Source organism: Gemmata obscuriglobus (genome assembly GCF_008065095.1).
GTDB classification, from domain to species: domain Bacteria; phylum Planctomycetota; class Planctomycetia; order Gemmatales; family Gemmataceae; genus Gemmata; species Gemmata obscuriglobus.
The window spans coordinates 5,978,689-5,997,668 of the sequence record NZ_CP042911.1 but is presented as its reverse complement, the minus strand read 5'-3'; the positions used below and the strand labels follow the sequence as shown (position 1 = coordinate 5,997,668).

Below are 18,980 nucleotides of genomic sequence, written 5' to 3'. Positions count from 1 at the left end.
CCGAACCCGCGAGTTAATAGCAGAGAGACATCGAGAGGTTCGAGGAGTGTTTTCCTCGGACACCGAACGCGATCTGAACGGCCGATCGGTGAACAGCGTACGCCTAGGCTCCTTTCCCACGAAACGCTGTGATTTCCAGTGCTTCGACGCGATACGGTGCCGAAAAGTCTCGCGCGTGGAGACCTGTTGGAGTTCGAAGAGTGTTGTGCTCGAGGAGCTTGAAATACCAAGGGTTTGTGGCGAGAACGGTTTCGCGACGGGACACTTGGTACAGAATCGCGGTACGGAATAATACCCCTGACGGGTGCTGTGGCTTTTGTCACGCACTTTTCAGGGGTGTTTCCTATGGCCCGCACACCGAAGCCCTGGTTCCGCGAAGACCGTAACGCCTATTTCGTCACCATCGACGGCACCCGGCACAACCTCGGCCCCGACAAGAAGGAGGCCGACCGCCGGTTCCACGAACTGATGGCCCGGCCCGAGAAGCCGACCCCTTCCCCCGCCAACAGATCCGACCGCACCGCCGCCGACGTGTTCGAAAAATTTCTCGACTGGTGCCAGAAGCACCGCAGCCCCCGCACCTACGAGCTGGCCCGCAAGCACGTCCAGTCGTTCTGCGACCACCTCCGCACCGCCCGCACCCTCCCGGCCGCCGACCTCAAGCCGTTCCACGTGGCCGAGTGGGCGGACTCCAAACCGGCCTGGGGGCCGAACCAGCGGCGGAACGCCATCGGCGACGTCACCCGCGCGTACGCGTGGGCGGAGAAGCTCGGGTACGTGGCCGCCAACCCCCTGCGCGGGGTGGAGAAGCCGGGGCGGACCAAGCGCGACACCACCATGACGGCGGCCGACTTCGCGACGCTGCTGGGGCACGTGGCCGAGAGCGACCCGTTCCGCGACCTGCTCACCTTCGCGTACGAGGCCGGGTGCCGCCCGCAGGAGGCGCGGCGGATCGAGGCCCGGCACCTGCGGCCGGAGTTCCGCCGGGTCGAACTGCCGCCGCCGGAGGCGAAGGGGAAGAAGCGGTGGCGGGTGATCTACCTGTCCGCGGCCGCCCACGCGACGCTGGCCCGCCTGGCCGCCCTCCGGCCCACCGGGCCGCTGTTCCTCAACCGGGACGGCAACCCGTGGACCGCCCAGGCGCTGGTGTGCCGGCTCCAGCGGCTGTTGGTGAAGATGTCGGGGGCGGAGGCCGCCGTGCCAAAGCTGCCGCGGTTCCAGGGCTACAAGATCGCCGACCCGGCCGAGCGGGCGAAGGCGAAGGCGGCGCACGTGGCAGCACTGGCGGAGCGGCGGCGGGAGCGGGCGACGAAGGCCCGGGAGGGGGAGAAGCGGTTCGCCATGTACGACCTGCGGCACCTGTTCGCGACCCGCAAGCTGAAGGAGGGGCACGACCCGATCACGGTGGCGACGCTGCTCGGGCACCGGGACACCGGGATGCTGGCCCGGCACTACCAGGAGCTGTCGAAGGACTGCGAGCACCTGCTGGACGCGGCGAACGGCCCGCGAGGTGAGGCGGGCGTCAGAACTTAAGGTGCTTGAACGTCGAACGCGGCCGATTCACCGGGGCCGGGGCGGGCTCCGGCTCCTTCGCCCCCAACTTGAATCCCGCCATCACGCCGTCGAGGTCTTCCACCTGAATCAGTATCTTCCCCTGCCCCGGCTTGCCCGACGCGCTCATGCGGAAGTGCGGCAGCAGCCCCCTTTTGACCCACGCCCGGGTGATAGACTCGCACACGCAGGCGTGCGCGGCGGCCTGCTTCACGGTCAACACGGCGCTCCTCCTGTTGCGAGTTCGTGGTGCTTAATTCGCGCTCGGCTCGGGTACCCACCCCGCAAGCCCGTCGCGGTAGGCCATGAACGCCGCTTCAAAGTACGCGACGATGCGATCCAGCCGTTCGGCCGGGGTCAGGTCAACCAGCTCCGGCCATCCATCGCAGAGGCAAAACGCCGATGCGTACATCACGTCCTCGGCGAGTCTCGAATCGAAGCTCATCGGAGTCTCCATTTGGGCGCGCGGTGTCCCGAGCACGCGGCACGGTGCCTCTGCTCGCGGGGTTCAGGTTGTCGGGCGGTTACGCGATCTTCAGTTTTCGACTGGCTTCAACGCAAGCTTCGAGGAGCGCGTGGCAGGGATCGGCATCCCAGGTGTCAACGCCCTCACACAGCACACCGAAGCCGTTCTGATCGGGCGAGTAGTGCATCTCAATTCGGCATCCCGTCCGGTCGCACCATTCGCGGACAGCACTCATCACAGCGCTCAGGTCGCCAAAGCGCAGGAAGCGAATTCCGCCCGGGGCGTTGAACCACATCAATTCCGTGTGGGACGTTCCTGAGAACTCCGCCTTCCGCCACTTGAGGCACTCTCGCGCGAAGTCGAGGGCGGTCTGCGCGAGCGGGGTCACGACTTCTTCCGCCTTCTGGTCCCGGGGCCGATCACCGACGGGCCGTGCTGAACGCTCACACCAGCTCCGCCGCAACATGGGCAGTGCCAGTATTCCCGGAGCTTGAGGAACAGCAGGTAACTGGCTCCTTCGCAAACACGGCAGATCATGCTGCCTCCTGCTCGGGCCACATGAAAGGGATGCCGTTTCGTTCGGCAATTCGATGCAGCGCCCAAGTGTTATGAACGGGCAGATCGTAAACGTCGCAGATGCGCTGCACTTCGTAGAACCCCTCTCGCACCGTCCAAATGACGTCATTCAAGATGGGCTCCAACAGAAACAAGCTGTCGTGATGCACGAAGAGCTTCGTGTACTTTCCAGACACGCCTTCTGGGTTATTTCGCGTCGTGCTGATCAGACTGTCGATGACCCACCGGTCGATGATCTCCCCGGTTGCTGTGCAGAAGACCATTTCGTAACGAGAGGCCATCCAAGCAGCAGCAAGCGGGTCAGAGTAAAAGAAGTGGCTCATGGCTTCGCGCCGTCTTGAAGTTCGACGATTCCGGACCTCTTATACTTTTCGATCTTCTGCCAGTGCGTGGAGTCGATCTTCACAAGGCAATCGAGTTCCTTGTCGTACCGACTCTCCAGGTGAAGCTTCGCGGCCTTTGCGGCGCACATCTCCGCCTTCTCCGCATCAGGCAGACGGCTGTACCAGATCGCGTACCCGACCAAGCAGACCACGATCAGCAGCCCTATCTGCCACGGTAACAACACGCCAATTCCAAAGTCGTCGTCATCGAACATTAGGTCTCACTCTCTACCGGCTTTCCGCAGCAGACGCGACGGGTTGCAAGCGACAACGTCTGCTGCGGAAAAACGGTATGGATGGGAAATGAAGGCCGCTTGCACTCCCCGACCATGACACAGTCGGATTGCTCGCGCAACCAGTTTCTCACCGCTCGATCTCGCGAGCCTTCGTGTACTCGGGTGCTGATGGCTCCTTCACCTCGTTCCCACGCACCGCCTCCTGAAACAGCAGCTTGGCGATGTCCGGCCCCGACATCATCGCCCCGTCTAGATACGCGCCCGCGAGGTTCGCCTGCCGCAGGTCAGTACCCCGGAAGTCAGTCATCTGGGCTTCAACCCCTTGCATCTTCGCGCCGTAGAGGTTGGCGTTCTGGAAGTTCGCCTGCTGGATGCTCGCACCACGCAGGTCCGCATAGCGGAGGTTCACGCGGCTCATGTTGACTCCGCGGAGGTCGGCGCCTCGGAGGTCCGCGCTCTCCAGGTTGACGCCCTGAAGATTCACACCGCGAAGGTCGGTGCCGCGCCAGTCGAGTCGAGGGTTCTGTGGTTCCATGATGGCCTCAGATGCAGGGTGGCTGACACTGTTTACTTCTTGCGGCTGACCGCACGGTGGACCGCGTCGGATGCCGCCCCGGCTGCTTTGTCGATGGCGCCCTGCATCGTGTCGTGCGCCTTCCGGAACGCCTCGGGATTAGCGAAGCGGAGCCAGATCCAGAACCCGAACCAGCCGATCAGGAAAATCACAAACAAGACTTCGTTCATGGGTGCGTCCCTTGCTTGAGTGAAACTGCAGCGTTTCTGTTTACTTCAGATGCTTCTTGAGCCACCCTCCGAGCGTTCTGCCCGCTTTGACCTGTAGCCGCTTTGCGTCCGTGGGGTGTTGCTCGGCGTACTTCTTCATCACCATCATGGCGAAGGCCATTGCGAGGCAGGCGAGGATGAAAAGCCGACCGAACGCGACGCTGATGAACTCCATGGATCGCTCCGAATGGGTTGAAAGAAGCGGGGGTGGGCGTCCCCCGACGTTGGTTAGCGCCGCCGGTAGACCTTCCAACCGAAGCCCGCGATCTTGCCCGCCGTCTTCATGCCGCCACCGAAATTGCCGAGAGTGGTCTTGGTGGCCTCGCCGGCCGACTGGCCCATGGCCATGCGTCCCAGGACCCCGATAACCAGACACGCGACGACGAACAGTAAGATCCCTTCCATTGCGAATCCAGTAGTTTCAAGTTGGGCGATTTATGAGTAGCGGGCCGCATGGGTTTACCGGTCAATGGTGGTTACCACGCCTCCACTGTCGGAGCCCCCATGCGACCCAAACGTCAGTCTATCCGAGCCACCCCGGCCCACGCCACCCGGCACCTCCGTCCGGTCCTGACCGACTGGCTCGGCCGTGCGGTCCAACTGCCCAAGCGTCGCCGCACCTGTACACCCGAGGTGGTGTGGCGGGTGGTGCTGTTCGCCGCGGCGTTCGCCCGCTCGGTGGCCGCGGCCTGTGCCGCGATCGCCGACGCCCCGTCCGGGCAGGCCATCTGGGATTGCTTGTACCTCACGCTGCCCAAGCGGCGCCGCACCCTCGAGCGGCGGTTGCGGCCGGCCCTCCACGCCCCGCTCGGCAAGCGGAAGCGGGCGGCTCGGGTCGCGATCGACTACCACCGGATCGGGTACTTCGGGACGCCGAACCGGGACACCACCCGGTCCAAGGGGGCCGGCGGCACCCACACGTTCCACACGTACGCCACCGCGTGCCTCGTCGGGGGACCGGACCGGTACACGCTCGGGTTGACGGCCGTGGGCGAGAAGGAGCCGATGACCGCGGTGCTCACCCGGCTGTTGGATCAGGTGACGGCGGCACGGGTTACGGTCCGGGTCGCGCTGCTGGACAAGGCGTTCTTCTCGATCGCGGTGATGCGGTTGCTCCAGGCGCGGGGTGTGCCGTTCGTGATCCCGGCCGTGGTCCGGGGCCGCAAGCCCCGGCCCGGGGTGAAGGGGGTCGGGTTGCGGGCCGTGCGGCGGCGGGGCGCGGGTCGATATGCGTACACCCACGCGGATCGGGGCACCTCGGTGCGGGTGCACGTGGTGATCGCTCACAAGAGCTACCGGTACCGGCGGACCGGGGGCCGGCGGAGCAAGAAGTTACTGTACGCGGCGTGGCGGGTGAGCGGGAGCCCGGTGGCGATTCGGGACCTGTACCGGACCCGATTCGGGATCGAGAGCAGCTACCGCCAGTTGGGGCAGGTTCGGCCCCGGACCTCGACCACCGATGGGGTCGTGCGACTCCTGTGGGTGGCCGTCGGGCTGATCCTGCGTAACGCCTGGTTGTGGTCCCGCTCAGCCCGCGGCCTCGGGTGGACACTGGCGGCGGTATGCCTGATACTGTTGGCCGATGGGCTGGCACCTACAGATGGCGAAAATAAGTCCATTACTACTGCACGATCGGCCAACAAAACCAAGCCGCCAACTTGAAACTACTGGAATCTCCCTTGTGTTGGAACACGAAACGCGCTATCGATCTTCTGTCAGCTCCCTGCCCACGGGCATGTAGAGCCTCGGGTGCCGGGGTGCCGCCGGAAAGTCCAGCGGAGCGCACACCCCGGCCGCCTGACTACTCCCGACCGCCCCGTTCCATCTCCTGCTGAACCTCGGGGGCCTTCATGGCCTCGACCGGTAGGCCGTGCTGCGGTTCGGTCTGAGCCTGCTGAGGCGCTTCAACGGCGAGCTGGCCTTCACCGTAAGGGACGAAGGCAGATCCGGTGAACAGCGCGCTGGCCATCTCTGCTTGCCCTTGAACCGCTAGACGCCCGACTTCCGCCCCAACGTCAACGCGGATGTCGCTGACGATTTCCCGAAACAGTTCTTTAGCTGACATCGACTGATCCTCCATTACTTGGCCGCCCGTCGGAGCGGCGGATGTTGGGGGTGAAACATGGCCCGTGTCATCTGTGCCCCCAGCACGGAAAACACAACCAGCAGCAGGATGGAGGCGAGCCACACTTCCACCCTGATTCGCAGCCGCCGCCAACGGCCCGCCCCGTTTCCTAGCGGTTCCTCGTAGTAGCGGACTAAAGTCGTCGCGATGGGTTTCACTCCGGGCGTCAGGGTGATGGCGGTACGTTCATCCAGGGCGACCACCTCCTCTGGCTTTAACAGCTTCCGGGCCTGCTGTTGGAGCCCCGTGTTTCGCCCCCGTGAGACGCTGAAGCTTCCACCCGGATCGTTGCGGTTGACCGAGGTGGAATCGCCGGAATTGCTCCCGCTCGATTCCACCCAGATGGTCTCTTCACCGAGCATGGCCGACACATACTCTGCCGTGTCCTTGTCCCGAACCCCGAAGAAGATTTGCGTGGTGTTGGAGAGCACCACCTGATCGCCACCATCAACGCCCCAGCACTTCTTCAGTTGCCCGGTCGACTGGTAATAAAGTTGAATTCGTATCCCGTAGCCGCGTCCGATGTTGAGCGCCTGTTCTAGCGCATCCATCTCCCCCAGTGAGGCAGCCTCATCCAGGACGAAATGAACCTTGTGCTGCTCTTGCAGGCCACCGGCGACACAGGCTCGCAACAAAGAGCCCATCACGAGCCTGAGGTATCCCGCCTGGGCCTTCATCTGATCGACCGGAAGGACAACGAAGACTGCCAGCGGCTTCTTGGTCAGGTCCAGCGGATCGAAGGTCGATTCCCGCGTCGAGTTCGCAATTGCTGGCGTGTCGAGCCACCGCATGTGCCGATTCGTCGTGCTCAGGACGCTTGCAAGCTCTTTGTCCTTGAGCGTGGCGAGCTGATGCCCCATGCGAGCAATCATCCCCGACATTGCTGTGTCTCCGACCATCACCTTGATTGCGGCCTGCATCCGTTCCGGGTCGGTGAGCAGGCTCCGCACGGCCTGGAGGCTTCGGTTAGCCCCGTCGCCGTACAGGCAGGTGAGCGCGATCATGGCCGCGATGAAGGCTTCGGCGGAGTCGTTCCAGTGCGGATCGGGCTCGTTACCAGTTCTCACAACCATCTCGGCTGCCATGGCTCTGGCGTGATCGATGACCAGCGGCGAGTCCTTGTCGATCATCGCCAGCGGATTGAACCCGTCCGGTGTCTTGGTGGCGACCTGGTATGGGTCGAGCACCACCACCTGATAACCTCGGTCGCGAAAGCTCTGAGCGGTAAGATTGCACGCCTCCCCTTTTGGGTCGTAGATCACCACCGAGTCACGAATTAAACCAAGCAGGAAGGGCAAAATCAGAGACGTGCCCTTGCCAACCCCGGTGGGTGCGAACGCTGCTAAGTGAACGACCTTGTTTAACCTCACTTTCACCGGTTCGGGTGTAGGCCGGTTGAACTGCCGCACCGCCATGACTAGCTGCTCGCAGGCGATTGCGGCCGGGACGCTGCGGCGGAACAAGTTAACCACGGATGCCCAAAGGGTCGGACGTTGCCCGGTTACCAGTCCGATGCACAGTCCCTCTCCCGCTTCGAGCATGCCCTTCCTTTTCAGTGCCCCGTAACTAGCCCACTCCGCAGTCCCGAAGGCATCCAGCCGTCCCTTCCGCCTGCTGCGGTAGATCAGGAACAGCGCCACTGCGAGGAATGTCATGAACTTTGGGGCCGCAATGATGAGGAGCAGCAACTCAATCGCAGCCAGGGTGATGGCGAGAATCAGGACGATCCTGCAGTACCTCATTGGTGTGCCTCTGGTGCATTTCCAGCAAGCCTCATAGGAGAAGGCGGAAGCGAACCGGATTCTTCCTTTGTAAGCGTTCATGGGGGTGCGCCACCCGCTTTTGCCCGTCATTTTAGCCCGTTTGGATACGCGGTTGCCACAAGCGGGCATGTTCCGTAATCGAGCAGACGTCATGACGCCTGTTCCTCAACCGCCGGAACTGCCCGATAACTTACCACCGGCGGTGGTGGCGTATATTCGCGCCTTGGAGGCCACGATCACTGCTCTGGTGGCCGAGGTCGCCGAACTCAAGGCCCGACTCAACCAGAGCTCCACCAACTCGTCGAAGCCGCCCTCGTCCGATCCTCCGCAGGTGAAACTGGCCCCGCCCAAGGCCCCTTCGGGGAAGCGTCGGGGCGGGCAACCGGGGCATCCCAAAGCCGAGCGCACGCTCCTGCCACCCGATGAGATCCGGACCCTCAAGCCGTCCGTGTGCCGGGACTGCTCGCGGTCGCTGGCCGGGGACGATCCGGCTCCGGCCATTCATCAGGTCCACGAGTTGCCCGTTATCAAACCCCACGTGACCGAGTATCGGTGCCACCGGCTCCGGTGCCCCCACTGCGGCACGACCACGGTGCCCGCGGTGCCGTCGGAGGCGCGCACCGGATACGGCCCCCGGGCGCAGGCGGTGGCCGCGCTTCTCACCGGCTCGTGCCGTCTGGGCAAGCGGGGCACGAGCCAACTGTTCGACGATCTGTTCGGCCTGCCCCTGAGCCCGGCCATGGTGTGCAAGCTCCAGCACCGAACCGCCGAGGCGCTGAAGCCGGTGGCCGAACAGGCCCTGGTGTACACCCGCGGGCACCCGGCCAACGTGGACGAGACCGGTTGGAAGCAGGGGCGTCAGCGGGCCTGGCTGTGGGCCGCCGTGACCACGTTCGTGGTGGCGTTCCTGATCCGCCGGACCCGGGGCCGGGCCGCCTTTGATGACCTGCGTGCCGGGTCCACGGCCGTGCATACGACGGACCGGTATCCGGTGTACACGCACCTCGACAAGTACAAGCGTCAACTCTGCTGGGCGCACCTGCGACGCGATTTCCAGGCGATGATCGACCGGGGCGGTTCCGGACAGGCGATCGGCGCGGCTCTGTTGGCGTGTTCGGACGCCCTGTTCGAGAACTGGTATCGGGTCCGGGACGGAACCCTCGCGCGGTCCACATGTCGCTCGACCTACATCCCCGCGTTGCGTCGTCAGGTCGGCACGCACCTGCGGAACGGGGCGGCGTGCGGCTGCGCCAAGACCGCCACGACCTGCGCGGAACTGTTGTCGGTCGAGGCGTCGTTGTGGACGTTCGCGCGTGTCGTCGGCGTGGAACCGACCAACAACGCGGCCGAGCGTGAGGTGCGTCACGCCGTGTGCTGGCGCAAAACCAGCTTCGGGACCGACAGCGAACGCGGGAGCCGGTTCGTGGAACGAATCCTCACGGTGATCGCCTCGTGCCGCCGCCAGAAGCGCAACGTCTTGGCGTTCCTCATCGACGCCGTCACCGCACACCGGACCGGCGCGAAGGCACCGACGCTCGTTCCAGCTGAAGCTCAACAACAGAACGTTGTGAATCCGCTACTCGCCAACTGTTGATACACTGCCGCATCACCCGTGAACGCTTACCTTCCTTTTCTTGCTGAATCAATACGTCGGTTACCAGGCGCTTCTCCAGTTGCAATCTCTCGAGTCGAATCTTCTCCAGATCGACCTCAGCCCTGATTTGCTTTGCCTGCGCTGTCGCCAACATAACAGGCCATTCCAGTCTAGTCGCGCACCCAATGAACCCAAGTATCCGCGCGAAGAGAATTGCATCAATAACAATTGCCCACTGCAGCAAACCATCCGGCGGCTTAATCATTCGCAACCTCCTTAATCGCCTCTAAGTCACGCATTGCGCACTCCATCTCCTCATGCGCCCCAAGTATCTCGTCCTCCATCATTTTGATCTCCTCCTTTTCATCACGAACGTAACCCAACCCAATCGGAACGAGCACAAATGGAGACAGGACTACCAGCCACTGGAGAACACACTCGATCATGTTTTCACCTCAGCAAGTGGAAGGTCGCCCGGGCTGCGCCGAGCGACCTTTCTCATTACGCGGTCTTCTTGGCTGACCGATCCTTCCAGACGCGCTCGGCGGTTTTCGCGTTCAAGCCTTGCGTCTTGGCCTTCTCGGCCTCCTTGCTGGCCTTATCGAGCATCTCAGCTACGAGTCCGAGCGTCAGGTCCGCGCCCTTGACCGTGATGACGACCTCTCCAAGGGCGATCCGCAGGCTGCTCGTCTTGACTGTCTCCTCGGTCTTCGGAGCCCTGGTTTTCCGTCCTGCTTGCTCCAGTACATTGCGGTTGGCCGCGCCGCTCAGTTTGAGCGCCAGCAAACTGGCCTGTGCCGACTCCTCAACCTTCGAGATGGCGTAAACGTCGGACTGGCTCAGTGCGCCCGTCTTGAACGACTCGATCACGGCTGAGACGCACTTTGAAGCCGACATGATCCTGGTGATGCTCGATGCGTCCAGTGAGATAGCCTTTGCTAAATCCTTCTGCGACCAGCCAGCATTGGCATCCATCAAACGCACGCAGCCCTGCCACAAATCGAAAGGAGAGAGAGACTCACGGGCGGTGTTTTCGACGACTTGAAGGGCGAGGAAGTCCGACTCGCTCATGTCCCTGTCGAGAATCACGCAGGGCACTTCCGAAAGGCCCGCCGCGATGGCGCATCGGAGTCGGCGGTGACCCCAAACCACCTCCCCTTTATCCTCCTTACCTTCCTTATCTCCTTTCGGCCTCGCACCGATCGGTTGCAGTACGCCGTGGCGTCGAATGCTTTCGGTGAGGTGGACATCCGCCTCGTCCGTTGCCTGCTGGCGGATCTGCTCCAGAAGGATGAGCCATGTCACCGCCTTGGTGACCACCTCGTAGCTCAGCTTGGTCATGAAGCCCCCTTTGTGGGGCATCGCCCGTCCGGTTCATCGAACACCTCCGCCCCGTAATGGGTGGGAATGAGGCCGGGGCAACGTGCCTTCGGCCGGGATTGCTGAACTAATCGTCGGGCAAGCTTCGCCCGCCTTCGCTTAGCCACTGGGCGATTGCGAGCAGTATGTCTGGGTCTTGGTCCATGGACGTACCCTCGCGGACGCACAGTGTGCGGTAGGTTCGCTGGGCGAGTGATCAGGGGGCTGGGAACGATCTGGGCGAGGTGTGGCGCGTAGCTGCGAGGCTTCACTGATAGCGTGCCGCGGGCGGCAGAGGAATTGCGTTGCAGTTCGTTAGCTCGGCCCCAACCCTCGCGCGATCATAGTGCTGCGGAGCATTTCGAGGGCTTGCTGGAGGCGTCGACAGACGGTGCTTGGCTGCACCCTACACGCACAGGCGGCTTCAATTCCAGTCTTCTCTTCGAGGTAGCAGATGACCACTACCACACGGAGATCTTCCGGGAGGGCTGCAACGGCTTCCCTTACGGCCCGGGCACAGTCTCGCTGCTCCACCTCTCTGGCCGAGTTGGTTTCGGCCATCTCGGCCCCGCTGAGATCGCACGTATCGCACGCACGCTTCTTTCGAGCGATTTTGAAAGCCCTCCGGCGAGCGGCGGTGACCTTCCATGCGAGCGTGTTGTCCAACGGTTCTCCCTCGTACATCAGGAACGCGACCTCAGCATCCTGAGCAGCGTCTTCCTTGTCGTGGAACGGAAGGGCAATTCGTCCCATTGAACGCAGGAGTTCAGGGAGCGAGTTAGACTCTTCCATCGGAAAACTCCGTAAGGGTATGTAGGCGCCTAATGGCACGGGCATTGCCTCAAACTTTGCCCCCGCAGCCCCTACGGAATGAAATCCCAGTTGGCCACTGCAAATCCAGTTAATTCTGCAAGTGTCTCGACGCTATTCCGACACGAGGAAAGACTCATCCTGGACGCAGTCTCAGACTGATTCCGCTCGTATGTAACCGGGAGGCGGGCTTTGCGCGCCTCGGAGAGATTCGTTATGCCACGGAGCAAGCGTGCCGCTTCGCATCCGCGATTACCCCGCTCGCACCTCATCCGTATCGAAGACGCCGCGGCAGTGTGTAGTGCGATTGCCGGCAATAGAGTGCAGCAGGGATCATGAAGTGATTGCTTCGAATCAAATATGACTTATCAAACAAGGTATCATTATCTTATATTACCAGGCAATCTCTTGACAGATGCCGTTGGGCGTGCCATTCCTCTCAGGCCTGCTCTCGCCCTCTCGGTCGTGGGCAGGCGTTTAACCGAGAGAGAGGATTCGCCCATGGCACGTCGCAAAAGAGCACAAGAACCCACCGCAACTGAAGCACCAGCAGAGCAAACGTCCACCACCGAAGCGGCACCCGTTGAGCCGCCTCGCGTGCAGATCCAGCCCGAGGGCATCGTTCACGCTCCTGTCGCCGAACTGCCCGCCATCGAACAACCCCGTCCAATGACGGAAGAACGCCAGGCTGCGCACGAGACCGGCCACCAGCCGCACGGGCATGCCGAGCGGCACCACAAGCCGCGTGAGCATGACCATGAACACGGCCGTTCCCACGCCGAGTTGGTTGGCAAGCGAGCGTTTAAACCCTCCCCCGACCCGTTCGGGATCGCAGGTGACTACGTCGCCGGGGTCCGCCTGTTCGAGTCGCGCGAGTACCGGGAAATGGCCCTGAAGTTCGAGGAAAAGCCCAGCCAGGAGGTGATCGACAAGCTGAAGGACGCCGGCTACCGCTACCAAGCTCAGAACAAAGCGTGGACGCACCGGCTGACGCCGGAGAACGCCATGAGCGTTCGGATCGACGCGGAGAAGCTGTTCAACGAGGTGGCCGGGATGATCCGCTCGGAAAAAGGCATCAACCACGGCTACGGCGGGCGCGTCTAGGACGTCCGCGAGCGCGGCCTTTCTCTTGCGCCTGCCGCCGATCCGCTTTACAACTGTGGCTACATCAACCGCCCGTCCCGTCCCGAGATGCCCCCGAAGCCCACCAAGAAGCCCGGCCCGAGCCTATTCGATTACCTGGACGAAGAACCGCCAGCCACGTTTGCCGATCGCGTCGGAGAGAAGCCACCGGCCTCGACGTTTGCCGAACGTGTGCGTCCCCCAGCAGCACCGGTCACCCCGCCCGTCGATCCCGTCCCCGAGGCAGTCCGCGGACCTCCGCTCTCCAACGGGGAAAAGGGCAAGGCACGCGACATCATTGCCGCGATCAAGACGCTCCACCAGGTCGAGAAGCGCGGCACACCCGCTACCCCAGAGGAACGCGACACGCTCGCCAAATACCCCGGCATGGGTCCGGTGGCCCTCTCCATCTTCCCGAACCCCGCTAATGGCCAGTACAAGGACGACTCGTGGAAGGCGCTCGGCGAGGAACTGAAAGCCCTGCTCACGCACGAGGAGTACGCATCCGCCCGGCGCACCACGTTCAACGCCTTCTACACCTCACCCACCGTCGTCGATGCGATGCACTCGGCCCTGACCCGGCTCGGGGTGCCGGATGACGCGCTGGTGCTGGAGCCGGGATGCGGGCCCGGCACATTCCTCCGTCCCGGTAAGCGGTATATAGGGGTCGAACTGGATTCCAGTAGTTTCAAGTTGGGCGATTTATGAGTAGCGGGCCGCATGGGTTTACCGGTCAATGGTGGTTACCACGCCTCCACTGTCGGAGCCCCCATGCGACCCAAACGTCAGTCTATCCGAGCCACCCCGGCCCACGCCACCCGGCACCTCCGTCCGGTCCTGACCGACTGGCTCGGCCGTGCGGTCCAACTGCCCAAGCGTCGCCGCACCTGTACACCCGAGGTGGTGTGGCGGGTGGTGCTGTTCGCCGCGGCGTTCGCCCGCTCGGTGGCCGCGGCCTGTGCCGCGATCGCCGACGCCCCGTCCGGGCAGGCCATCTGGGATTGCTTGTACCTCACGCTGCCCAAGCGGCGCCGCACCCTCGAGCGGCGGTTGCGGCCGGCCCTCCACGCCCCGCTCGGCAAGCGGAAGCGGGCGGCTCGGGTCGCGATCGACTACCACCGGATCGGGTACTTCGGGACGCCGAACCGGGACACCACCCGGTCCAAGGGGGCCGGCGGCACCCACACGTTCCACACGTACGCCACCGCGTGCCTCGTCGGGGGACCGGACCGGTACACGCTCGGGTTGACGGCCGTGGGCGAGAAGGAGCCGATGACCGCGGTGCTCACCCGGCTGTTGGATCAGGTGACGGCGGCACGGGTTACGGTCCGGGTCGCGCTGCTGGACAAGGCGTTCTTCTCGATCGCGGTGATGCGGTTGCTCCAGGCGCGGGGTGTGCCGTTCGTGATCCCGGCCGTGGTCCGGGGCCGCAAGCCCCGGCCCGGGGTGAAGGGGGTCGGGTTGCGGGCCGTGCGGCGGCGGGGCGCGGGTCGATATGCGTACACCCACGCGGATCGGGGCACCTCGGTGCGGGTGCACGTGGTGATCGCTCACAAGAGCTACCGGTACCGGCGGACCGGGGGCCGGCGGAGCAAGAAGTTACTGTACGCGGCGTGGCGGGTGAGCGGGAGCCCGGTGGCGATTCGGGACCTGTACCGGACCCGATTCGGGATCGAGAGCAGCTACCGCCAGTTGGGGCAGGTTCGGCCCCGGACCTCGACCACCGATGGGGTCGTGCGACTCCTGTGGGTCGCCGTCGGGCTGATCCTGCGTAACGCCTGGTTGTGGTCCCGCTCAGCCCGCGGCCTCGGGTGGACACTGGCGGCGGTATGCCTGATACTGTTGGCCGATGGGCTGGCACCTACAGATGGCGAAAATAAGTCCATTACTACTGCACGATCGGCCAACAAAACCAAGCCGCCAACTTGAAACTACTGGATTCCGTCTCCGCCCAGATCGCGAAGGCGCTACACCCCGGCCAGGACATCCGCAACGAAGACTTCCAGCGGACGAAGCTGCCCGAACTCGACGCCGTCATCGGCAACGTCCCGTTCGCTGACCTGAAGCTCGACCACCACGGGCAGAAGTTCGCCCTGCACGATTACTTCTTCGCGAAGGCCACGGACGCCCTGAAGCCCGGCGGGGTGCTGGCACTCGTGACCAGCCACTACACCCTCGACAAGAACAACGCCGCGATCCGTGAGTACCTCGGTGACAAGGCCGACTTCCTCGGGGCCATCCGGCTGCCGTCGGACGCCTTTAAACGGGAAGGTACAGCCGTCGTTACCGACATCGTGTTCCTGCGGAAGCGCGGGCCCGGCGAACCGGCACACCACGCCGACCCCGACTGGCTGAAGGCCGAACCCACCGAGATCGACGGTCGGTCGCTGCCGATCAACCACTACTTCAAAACGCACCCTGAGATGGTGCTGGGCACGTACTCGGGCAAGGATAGCCTGTATGGCGAGGGTTACAGCGTCCTCTCGAATGGCGATCTCGCAGAGCAGTTGAAGCAGGCGGTGGAGCGGCTGCCGGAACTGACCCGGAAACCTCAAGTATCAGACCAAACTCATCAAGTAAGCGGCTCAACTCATCAAGTAGCACCTACCTTCGTCCCGCCCCCGCCCGAGCGCCACGTCACCGAGGGCAGCTTCTTCGTCCACGAGGGACGCATCCACCAGATGGTCGATGGTGCCGCCTCGCCTGTCGTTTATGGTGGCGGTGAACTCTGGGCCAACGGCGCGCTGGTCGGACGTCGGATGGGCGCGCTGATCGAACTCCGCGATAAGGCCCGGTATGTACTCCGGTCGCAGAATGAGGGCTGGCCCGCTCACGCGCGCGAGGACGCCCGCCGGAAACTGAATGCCGCTTACGACATCTTCAAGTCGGCCTACGGAGCGATCAACAAGACCACCATCTCGGATACCGCTGACGGCACCTCGATCCGCCGCATGCCGAACCTGGTGAAGTTCCGCGAAGACCCGGACGCCATGCTGGTTATGGCGCTGGAGGAGTACGACGAGCAGACGGGCGAGGCGAAGAAAGCCCCGATTCTGCTTAAGGACGTGGTGGGCAAAACGCCGCCGGTCACGCACGCCGCGACCGCAGAAGAAGGGCTGCTCGTCTCGCTCGACCGCACGGGCGGGGTCGATCTGCCCCTGATTGCGAAGCTCTACGGTCAACCCGAGGCCAATGTCGTCAGCGAACTCGGTGGTCTGATTTACCTCGACCCCGAATCAAAGCGGTGGGAGACGGCCGACGCGTATCTGTCCGGAAACGTCCGCGCGAAGCTTGCGGCCGCTGAGAGAGCCGGAGCCGCTCGGAACATCGACGCCCTGAAGGCGGTTCAGCCCGAGGACGTGTTGCCAGGCGACATCGACGCCAACCTCGGCGCGCCGTGGGTTCCGGTTTCCGACGTGCAGAAGTTCGCCGCCGAACTGTTCCACGTCGCACCGTCTTCGATCAGCATCTCCCACATGGCCAAGGACGCGGTGTGGAGCGTGGAAGGGGATTACTCAGCCCAGCGGTCGGTGGCCGTCACCTCCGATTACGGCACGGCACGCGCCAGCGGATTGTGGCTTTTTGAGCTTGCGCTCAACATGAAGTCCCCTGTCATCTACGATCCCGTGCCGGGCGACCCCGAAAAGCGGATGGTGAACCAGGAGGAGACGCTCCGGGCGAAGGAGAAGCAGAAACAGATCAAGGAGCAGTTCCGCTCGTGGGTATTCGCCGAGCCCGACCGCACGGAGCGGCTGGTGCGGACTTACAACGACGCGTTCAACAATCTCCGGCCGCGCCAGTTCGATGGCTCGCACCTCGAATTTCCGGGGATGAGCGAGGCCATAGCACTTCGCCCGCACCAGAAGGACGCCATCTGGCGGAGCATGTCCGGCGGAAACACGCTGCTGGCCCACACGGTCGGGGCCGGCAAGAGCTACGTCATGGCTGCGTCGGCAATGAAGATGAAGCAGGCCGGACTCATCAAGAAGCCGATGTGCGTTATACCCAATCACATGCTCGAGCAGTTCGGCCGCGAGTTCCTCCAACTTTACCCCAACGCCAAGCTCTTGATCGCCTCGAAGGAAGACCTGACCAAGGAGCGCCGCAAGTTCCTCACCGCGAAGATCGCCTCCGGGGATTGGGACGCGATCATCGTCACGCATTCCAGCTTCGAGCGCATTGGAATGTCGCGTGAGTACCAGGAGAAGTTCCTGCGGGAGCAGATCGCCGAGTACGACGAGCTGCTGGCGGATCGTGCGGCGGAGAAGTTCTCGAAGTCCAATCGGAACATGCTGAAGGTGATCGAGAAGCAGAAAGCCGCTCGCGAAGCGAAGCTGAAAGACCTGCTCGCCAGCGACAAGAAGGACTGCGGCCTCGTTTTCGATGAGCTGGGTGTCGATCACCTGTTTATTGATGAAGTACAGGCGCATAAGAACCTCGAAACGCCCAGCAAGATGGACCGTGTCGCCGGCATCCAGACTGGCGGTTCGGAACGCGCGTTCGACCTGTTCATGAAGGCCCGCTTCCTCCACGAGCGGCACCCCGGCCATGGCCTCGTCGGTGCGAGCGGCACACCCATCAGCAACTCGCTGGTTGAACTCTACACCCTTCAGCGGTTCTTCGATCCGCAGGGCCTACGCGATCGCGGCATCGAGCACTTCGACGCCTGGGCCGCCACTTTCGGCGAGGTCGTTGAGGCGATGGAGATCTCCCCGGATGGCAAATCGCTCAAGCCACGCGCCCGGTTCTCGAAGTTCGTGAACCTGCCTGAGCTGCAGCAGATGTTCCGCGCGTTCGCCGACGTGCAGACCGTCGAGATGCTGAACCTGCCCCGGCCGAAGCTGGAAGGCGGGAAGCCCCATGTCGTCGCCTGCCCCATGTCCGACGAGCAGGAGGCGCTCCAGCAGAAGCTGGTCGAGCGGTACGAGCGGATCAGGAACGGCGGGGTCGATCCGCGCGAGGACAACGCGCTCGCCATCACGACCGACGGGCGGAAACTGGCACTCGACGCGCGCATGCTCACCGCCGGTGCCAGGGAGTTCGAGGGGTCGAAGGTCAACCGGATGGTGGAGAACGTCGCTGGCATCTGGCAGAACACCGCCCCGACCAAGGGCACACAGATGATCTTCTGCGACATGGGCGTGAACCCCACCTCCTGGGGCTACTGCCCTTACGACGAAATCGTGGCGAAGCTCACCGCCCACGGCATCCCTCGCGACCAGATCGCCGTGATGGGCGACGCAGACTCCGACGCCAAGAAGCAGGCGCTGTTCGAGAAGGTCAGGAACGGCGCGGTGCGTGTGCTGATCGGCTCGACCTCGAAGATGGGTACCGGGACCAACGTGCAGAAGCGTCTCGTGGCGATGCACCACCTCGATGCACCGTGGAAGCCCGCCGAAGTGGAACAGCGTGACGGCCGCATCCTCCGCCAGGGGAACCAGAACGAGGAAGTCGCGATCTACCGCTACGTCACGGAAGGGAGCTTCGACGCTTACATGTGGCAGGCGCTGGAGACGAAGGCGAAGTTCATCGGGCAGATCATGACGGGTGAATCCGGCCTCCGGAAGGCCGAGGACGTCGGTGGCCAGGAGATGAGCTACGCCGAGGTGAAGGCCATCGCGTCCGGGAACCCAGCCGTGCTCACGCTCGCGGAAGCGGATGCGGAGTTGCAGCGGCTCGGGGTGCTGAAGCGGAACCACGCCGACGAGCAGTATCTGGCGCGGAAGAACCTCCGCGAACTGCCGCAGACGATCGAGCGGACGGAGAAGCGGCTCGTGGCACTTGAGGCCGACGCGAAGACGCTCTCCGGTGGCGATTCCCTCGTGATCGGCGGCCGTAACATCACTCCAGTGCTGTGCACAACTGAGTTCAGGGATCCTCGTTGGGCTTGTGGGCTTGTCGACGCCGTTGGACGGAGGTGTGTGCCCCCTTCTGTTTCGCGGCGTGCGGGTGGGCACGGGGCGCCTTGTTGCGTGTCTTGTCCCAGCCCGGCTTCCACATCGTGCCCAATAACTGATCCAACAACGTTCCCACACTCTCTGCCGTCTGATCCGTCGGGATCAGGGACACGATCATCGACACCTCGACCAACTCCTTGAGCGCGGCCAACTGACGATGCCAGTCCGTGCAGAACTGCGCCGTCGAGAGGTCGTCGATGGTCACCTTCCGCTTCGCAACCACATAGCCCTGGAGGACCTGCACCACGTTCGCGA

The 18,980-nt window shown here is 63.5% G+C and carries 21 protein-coding genes; 7 read left to right on the top strand and 14 right to left on the bottom strand.

Going from position 1 to position 18,980, the window contains the following annotated elements:
* Positions 1-345: 345 nt before the first annotated feature.
* Positions 346-1,533, top strand: coding sequence for a tyrosine-type recombinase/integrase (locus GobsT_RS25180; RefSeq protein ID WP_010033189.1), 1,188 nt, complete (start codon positions 346-348; stop codon positions 1,531-1,533).
* Here GobsT_RS25180 and GobsT_RS25175 read toward each other — a convergent pair.
* The 9 genes from GobsT_RS25175 to GobsT_RS38145 all read right to left on the bottom strand — a co-directional run bounded on the left by GobsT_RS25175 (position 1,523) and on the right by GobsT_RS38145 (position 4,400).
* A complete protein-coding gene (locus GobsT_RS25175; protein ID WP_010033191.1) occupies positions 1,523-1,774 on the bottom strand; it encodes a MerR family transcriptional regulator in 252 nt (83 codons plus the stop codon). The two genes, GobsT_RS25180 and GobsT_RS25175, sit on opposite strands and share 11 nt — an antisense overlap.
* A gap of 30 nt (positions 1,775-1,804) precedes the next feature.
* Positions 1,805-1,996: a hypothetical protein gene (locus GobsT_RS25170; protein ID WP_010033192.1), complete on the bottom strand. Its 192-nt coding sequence runs from the start codon at positions 1,994-1,996 to the stop codon at positions 1,805-1,807.
* A 79-nt stretch (positions 1,997-2,075) separates the two neighbouring features.
* Entirely contained in the window at positions 2,076-2,405 is a 330-nt protein-coding gene (locus GobsT_RS25165) for a hypothetical protein (protein ID WP_010033193.1), read from the bottom strand.
* Between the two features lie 145 nt (positions 2,406-2,550).
* A complete protein-coding gene (locus tag GobsT_RS25160; RefSeq protein WP_010033194.1) occupies positions 2,551-2,916 on the bottom strand; it encodes a hypothetical protein in 366 nt (121 codons plus the stop codon).
* Positions 2,913-3,191, bottom strand: a complete 279-nt coding sequence (locus GobsT_RS25155) for a hypothetical protein (protein WP_010033195.1) — start codon at positions 3,189-3,191, stop codon at positions 2,913-2,915. The genes GobsT_RS25160 and GobsT_RS25155 overlap by 4 nt, the downstream gene beginning before the upstream one ends.
* Positions 3,192-3,339: 148 nt before the next feature.
* Entirely contained in the window at positions 3,340-3,747 is a 408-nt protein-coding gene (locus tag GobsT_RS25150) for a pentapeptide repeat-containing protein (protein WP_010033199.1), read from the bottom strand.
* Between the two features lie 32 nt (positions 3,748-3,779).
* On the bottom strand, positions 3,780-3,956 hold the full coding sequence (locus GobsT_RS38155) for a hypothetical protein (protein ID WP_010033201.1): 177 nt from the start codon (positions 3,954-3,956) through the stop codon (positions 3,780-3,782).
* A 40-nt stretch (positions 3,957-3,996) separates the two neighbouring features.
* Positions 3,997-4,170 carry a hypothetical protein gene (locus GobsT_RS38150; protein ID WP_010033204.1) on the bottom strand — a complete coding sequence of 58 codons (174 nt, stop codon included), beginning with the start codon at positions 4,168-4,170 and terminating at the stop codon, positions 3,997-3,999.
* A gap of 53 nt (positions 4,171-4,223) precedes the next feature.
* Positions 4,224-4,400, bottom strand: coding sequence for a hypothetical protein (locus tag GobsT_RS38145; protein WP_010033205.1), 177 nt, complete (start codon positions 4,398-4,400; stop codon positions 4,224-4,226).
* A gap of 99 nt (positions 4,401-4,499) precedes the next feature.
* On the opposite strand from GobsT_RS38145, the gene GobsT_RS25145 reads away from it, so the two are divergent.
* The gene (locus GobsT_RS25145; RefSeq protein WP_010033207.1) at positions 4,500-5,657 is read left to right on the top strand and encodes a transposase; all 1,158 of its coding nucleotides are present in this window, start codon (positions 4,500-4,502) and stop codon (positions 5,655-5,657) included.
* Positions 5,658-5,796: 139 nt separating this feature from the next.
* Here GobsT_RS25145 and GobsT_RS25140 read toward each other — a convergent pair whose 3' ends face one another.
* Together GobsT_RS25140 and GobsT_RS25135 are read right to left on the bottom strand one after the other, a co-directional pair.
* Entirely contained in the window at positions 5,797-6,060 is a 264-nt protein-coding gene (locus tag GobsT_RS25140) for a hypothetical protein (protein WP_148087867.1), read from the bottom strand.
* A 14-nt stretch (positions 6,061-6,074) separates the two neighbouring features.
* Positions 6,075-7,862 carry a type IV secretory system conjugative DNA transfer family protein gene (locus GobsT_RS25135; protein WP_010033213.1) on the bottom strand — a complete coding sequence of 596 codons (1,788 nt, stop codon included), beginning with the start codon at positions 7,860-7,862 and terminating at the stop codon, positions 6,075-6,077.
* A gap of 172 nt (positions 7,863-8,034) precedes the next feature.
* On the opposite strand from GobsT_RS25135, the gene GobsT_RS25130 reads away from it, so the two are divergent.
* A complete protein-coding gene (locus tag GobsT_RS25130) occupies positions 8,035-9,477 on the top strand; it encodes an IS66-like element ISGob4 family transposase (protein WP_029600604.1) in 1,443 nt (480 codons plus the stop codon).
* Positions 9,478-9,734: 257 nt separating this feature from the next.
* Here the strand turns inward: GobsT_RS25130 and GobsT_RS25125 are convergent, their stop codons facing one another.
* The 3 genes from GobsT_RS25125 to GobsT_RS25115 form a co-directional block, all read right to left on the bottom strand.
* Positions 9,735-9,923: a hypothetical protein gene (locus GobsT_RS25125; RefSeq protein ID WP_010033217.1), complete on the bottom strand. Its 189-nt coding sequence runs from the start codon at positions 9,921-9,923 to the stop codon at positions 9,735-9,737.
* Between the two features lie 55 nt (positions 9,924-9,978).
* Entirely contained in the window at positions 9,979-10,818 is an 840-nt protein-coding gene (locus GobsT_RS25120; protein WP_157506491.1) for a ParB/RepB/Spo0J family partition protein, read from the bottom strand.
* 333 nt (positions 10,819-11,151) lie between these two features.
* On the bottom strand, positions 11,152-11,628 hold the full coding sequence (locus GobsT_RS25115) for a sigma-70 family RNA polymerase sigma factor (RefSeq protein ID WP_010033223.1): 477 nt from the start codon (positions 11,626-11,628) through the stop codon (positions 11,152-11,154).
* 519 nt (positions 11,629-12,147) lie between these two features.
* Between GobsT_RS25115 and GobsT_RS25110 the strand changes: the two genes are divergently transcribed.
* The 4 genes from GobsT_RS25110 (at position 12,148) to GobsT_RS25095 (ending at position 18,866) form a co-directional block, all read left to right on the top strand.
* Positions 12,148-12,750 (top strand): hypothetical protein, encoded by a 603-nt coding sequence (locus tag GobsT_RS25110; RefSeq protein ID WP_148087866.1) that lies wholly within the window; start codon positions 12,148-12,150, stop codon positions 12,748-12,750.
* Between the two features lie 87 nt (positions 12,751-12,837).
* The gene (locus GobsT_RS25105; protein ID WP_010033231.1) at positions 12,838-13,476 is read left to right on the top strand and encodes a class I SAM-dependent methyltransferase; all 639 of its coding nucleotides are present in this window, start codon (positions 12,838-12,840) and stop codon (positions 13,474-13,476) included.
* 63 nt (positions 13,477-13,539) lie between these two features.
* The gene (locus tag GobsT_RS25100) at positions 13,540-14,697 is read left to right on the top strand and encodes a transposase (RefSeq protein ID WP_010033207.1); all 1,158 of its coding nucleotides are present in this window, start codon (positions 13,540-13,542) and stop codon (positions 14,695-14,697) included.
* On the top strand, positions 14,694-18,866 hold the full coding sequence (locus tag GobsT_RS25095; RefSeq protein WP_010033234.1) for a DEAD/DEAH box helicase family protein: 4,173 nt from the start codon (positions 14,694-14,696) through the stop codon (positions 18,864-18,866). Before GobsT_RS25100 ends, GobsT_RS25095 begins: the two co-directional genes overlap by 4 nt.
* Positions 18,867-18,980 lie beyond the last annotated feature (114 nt).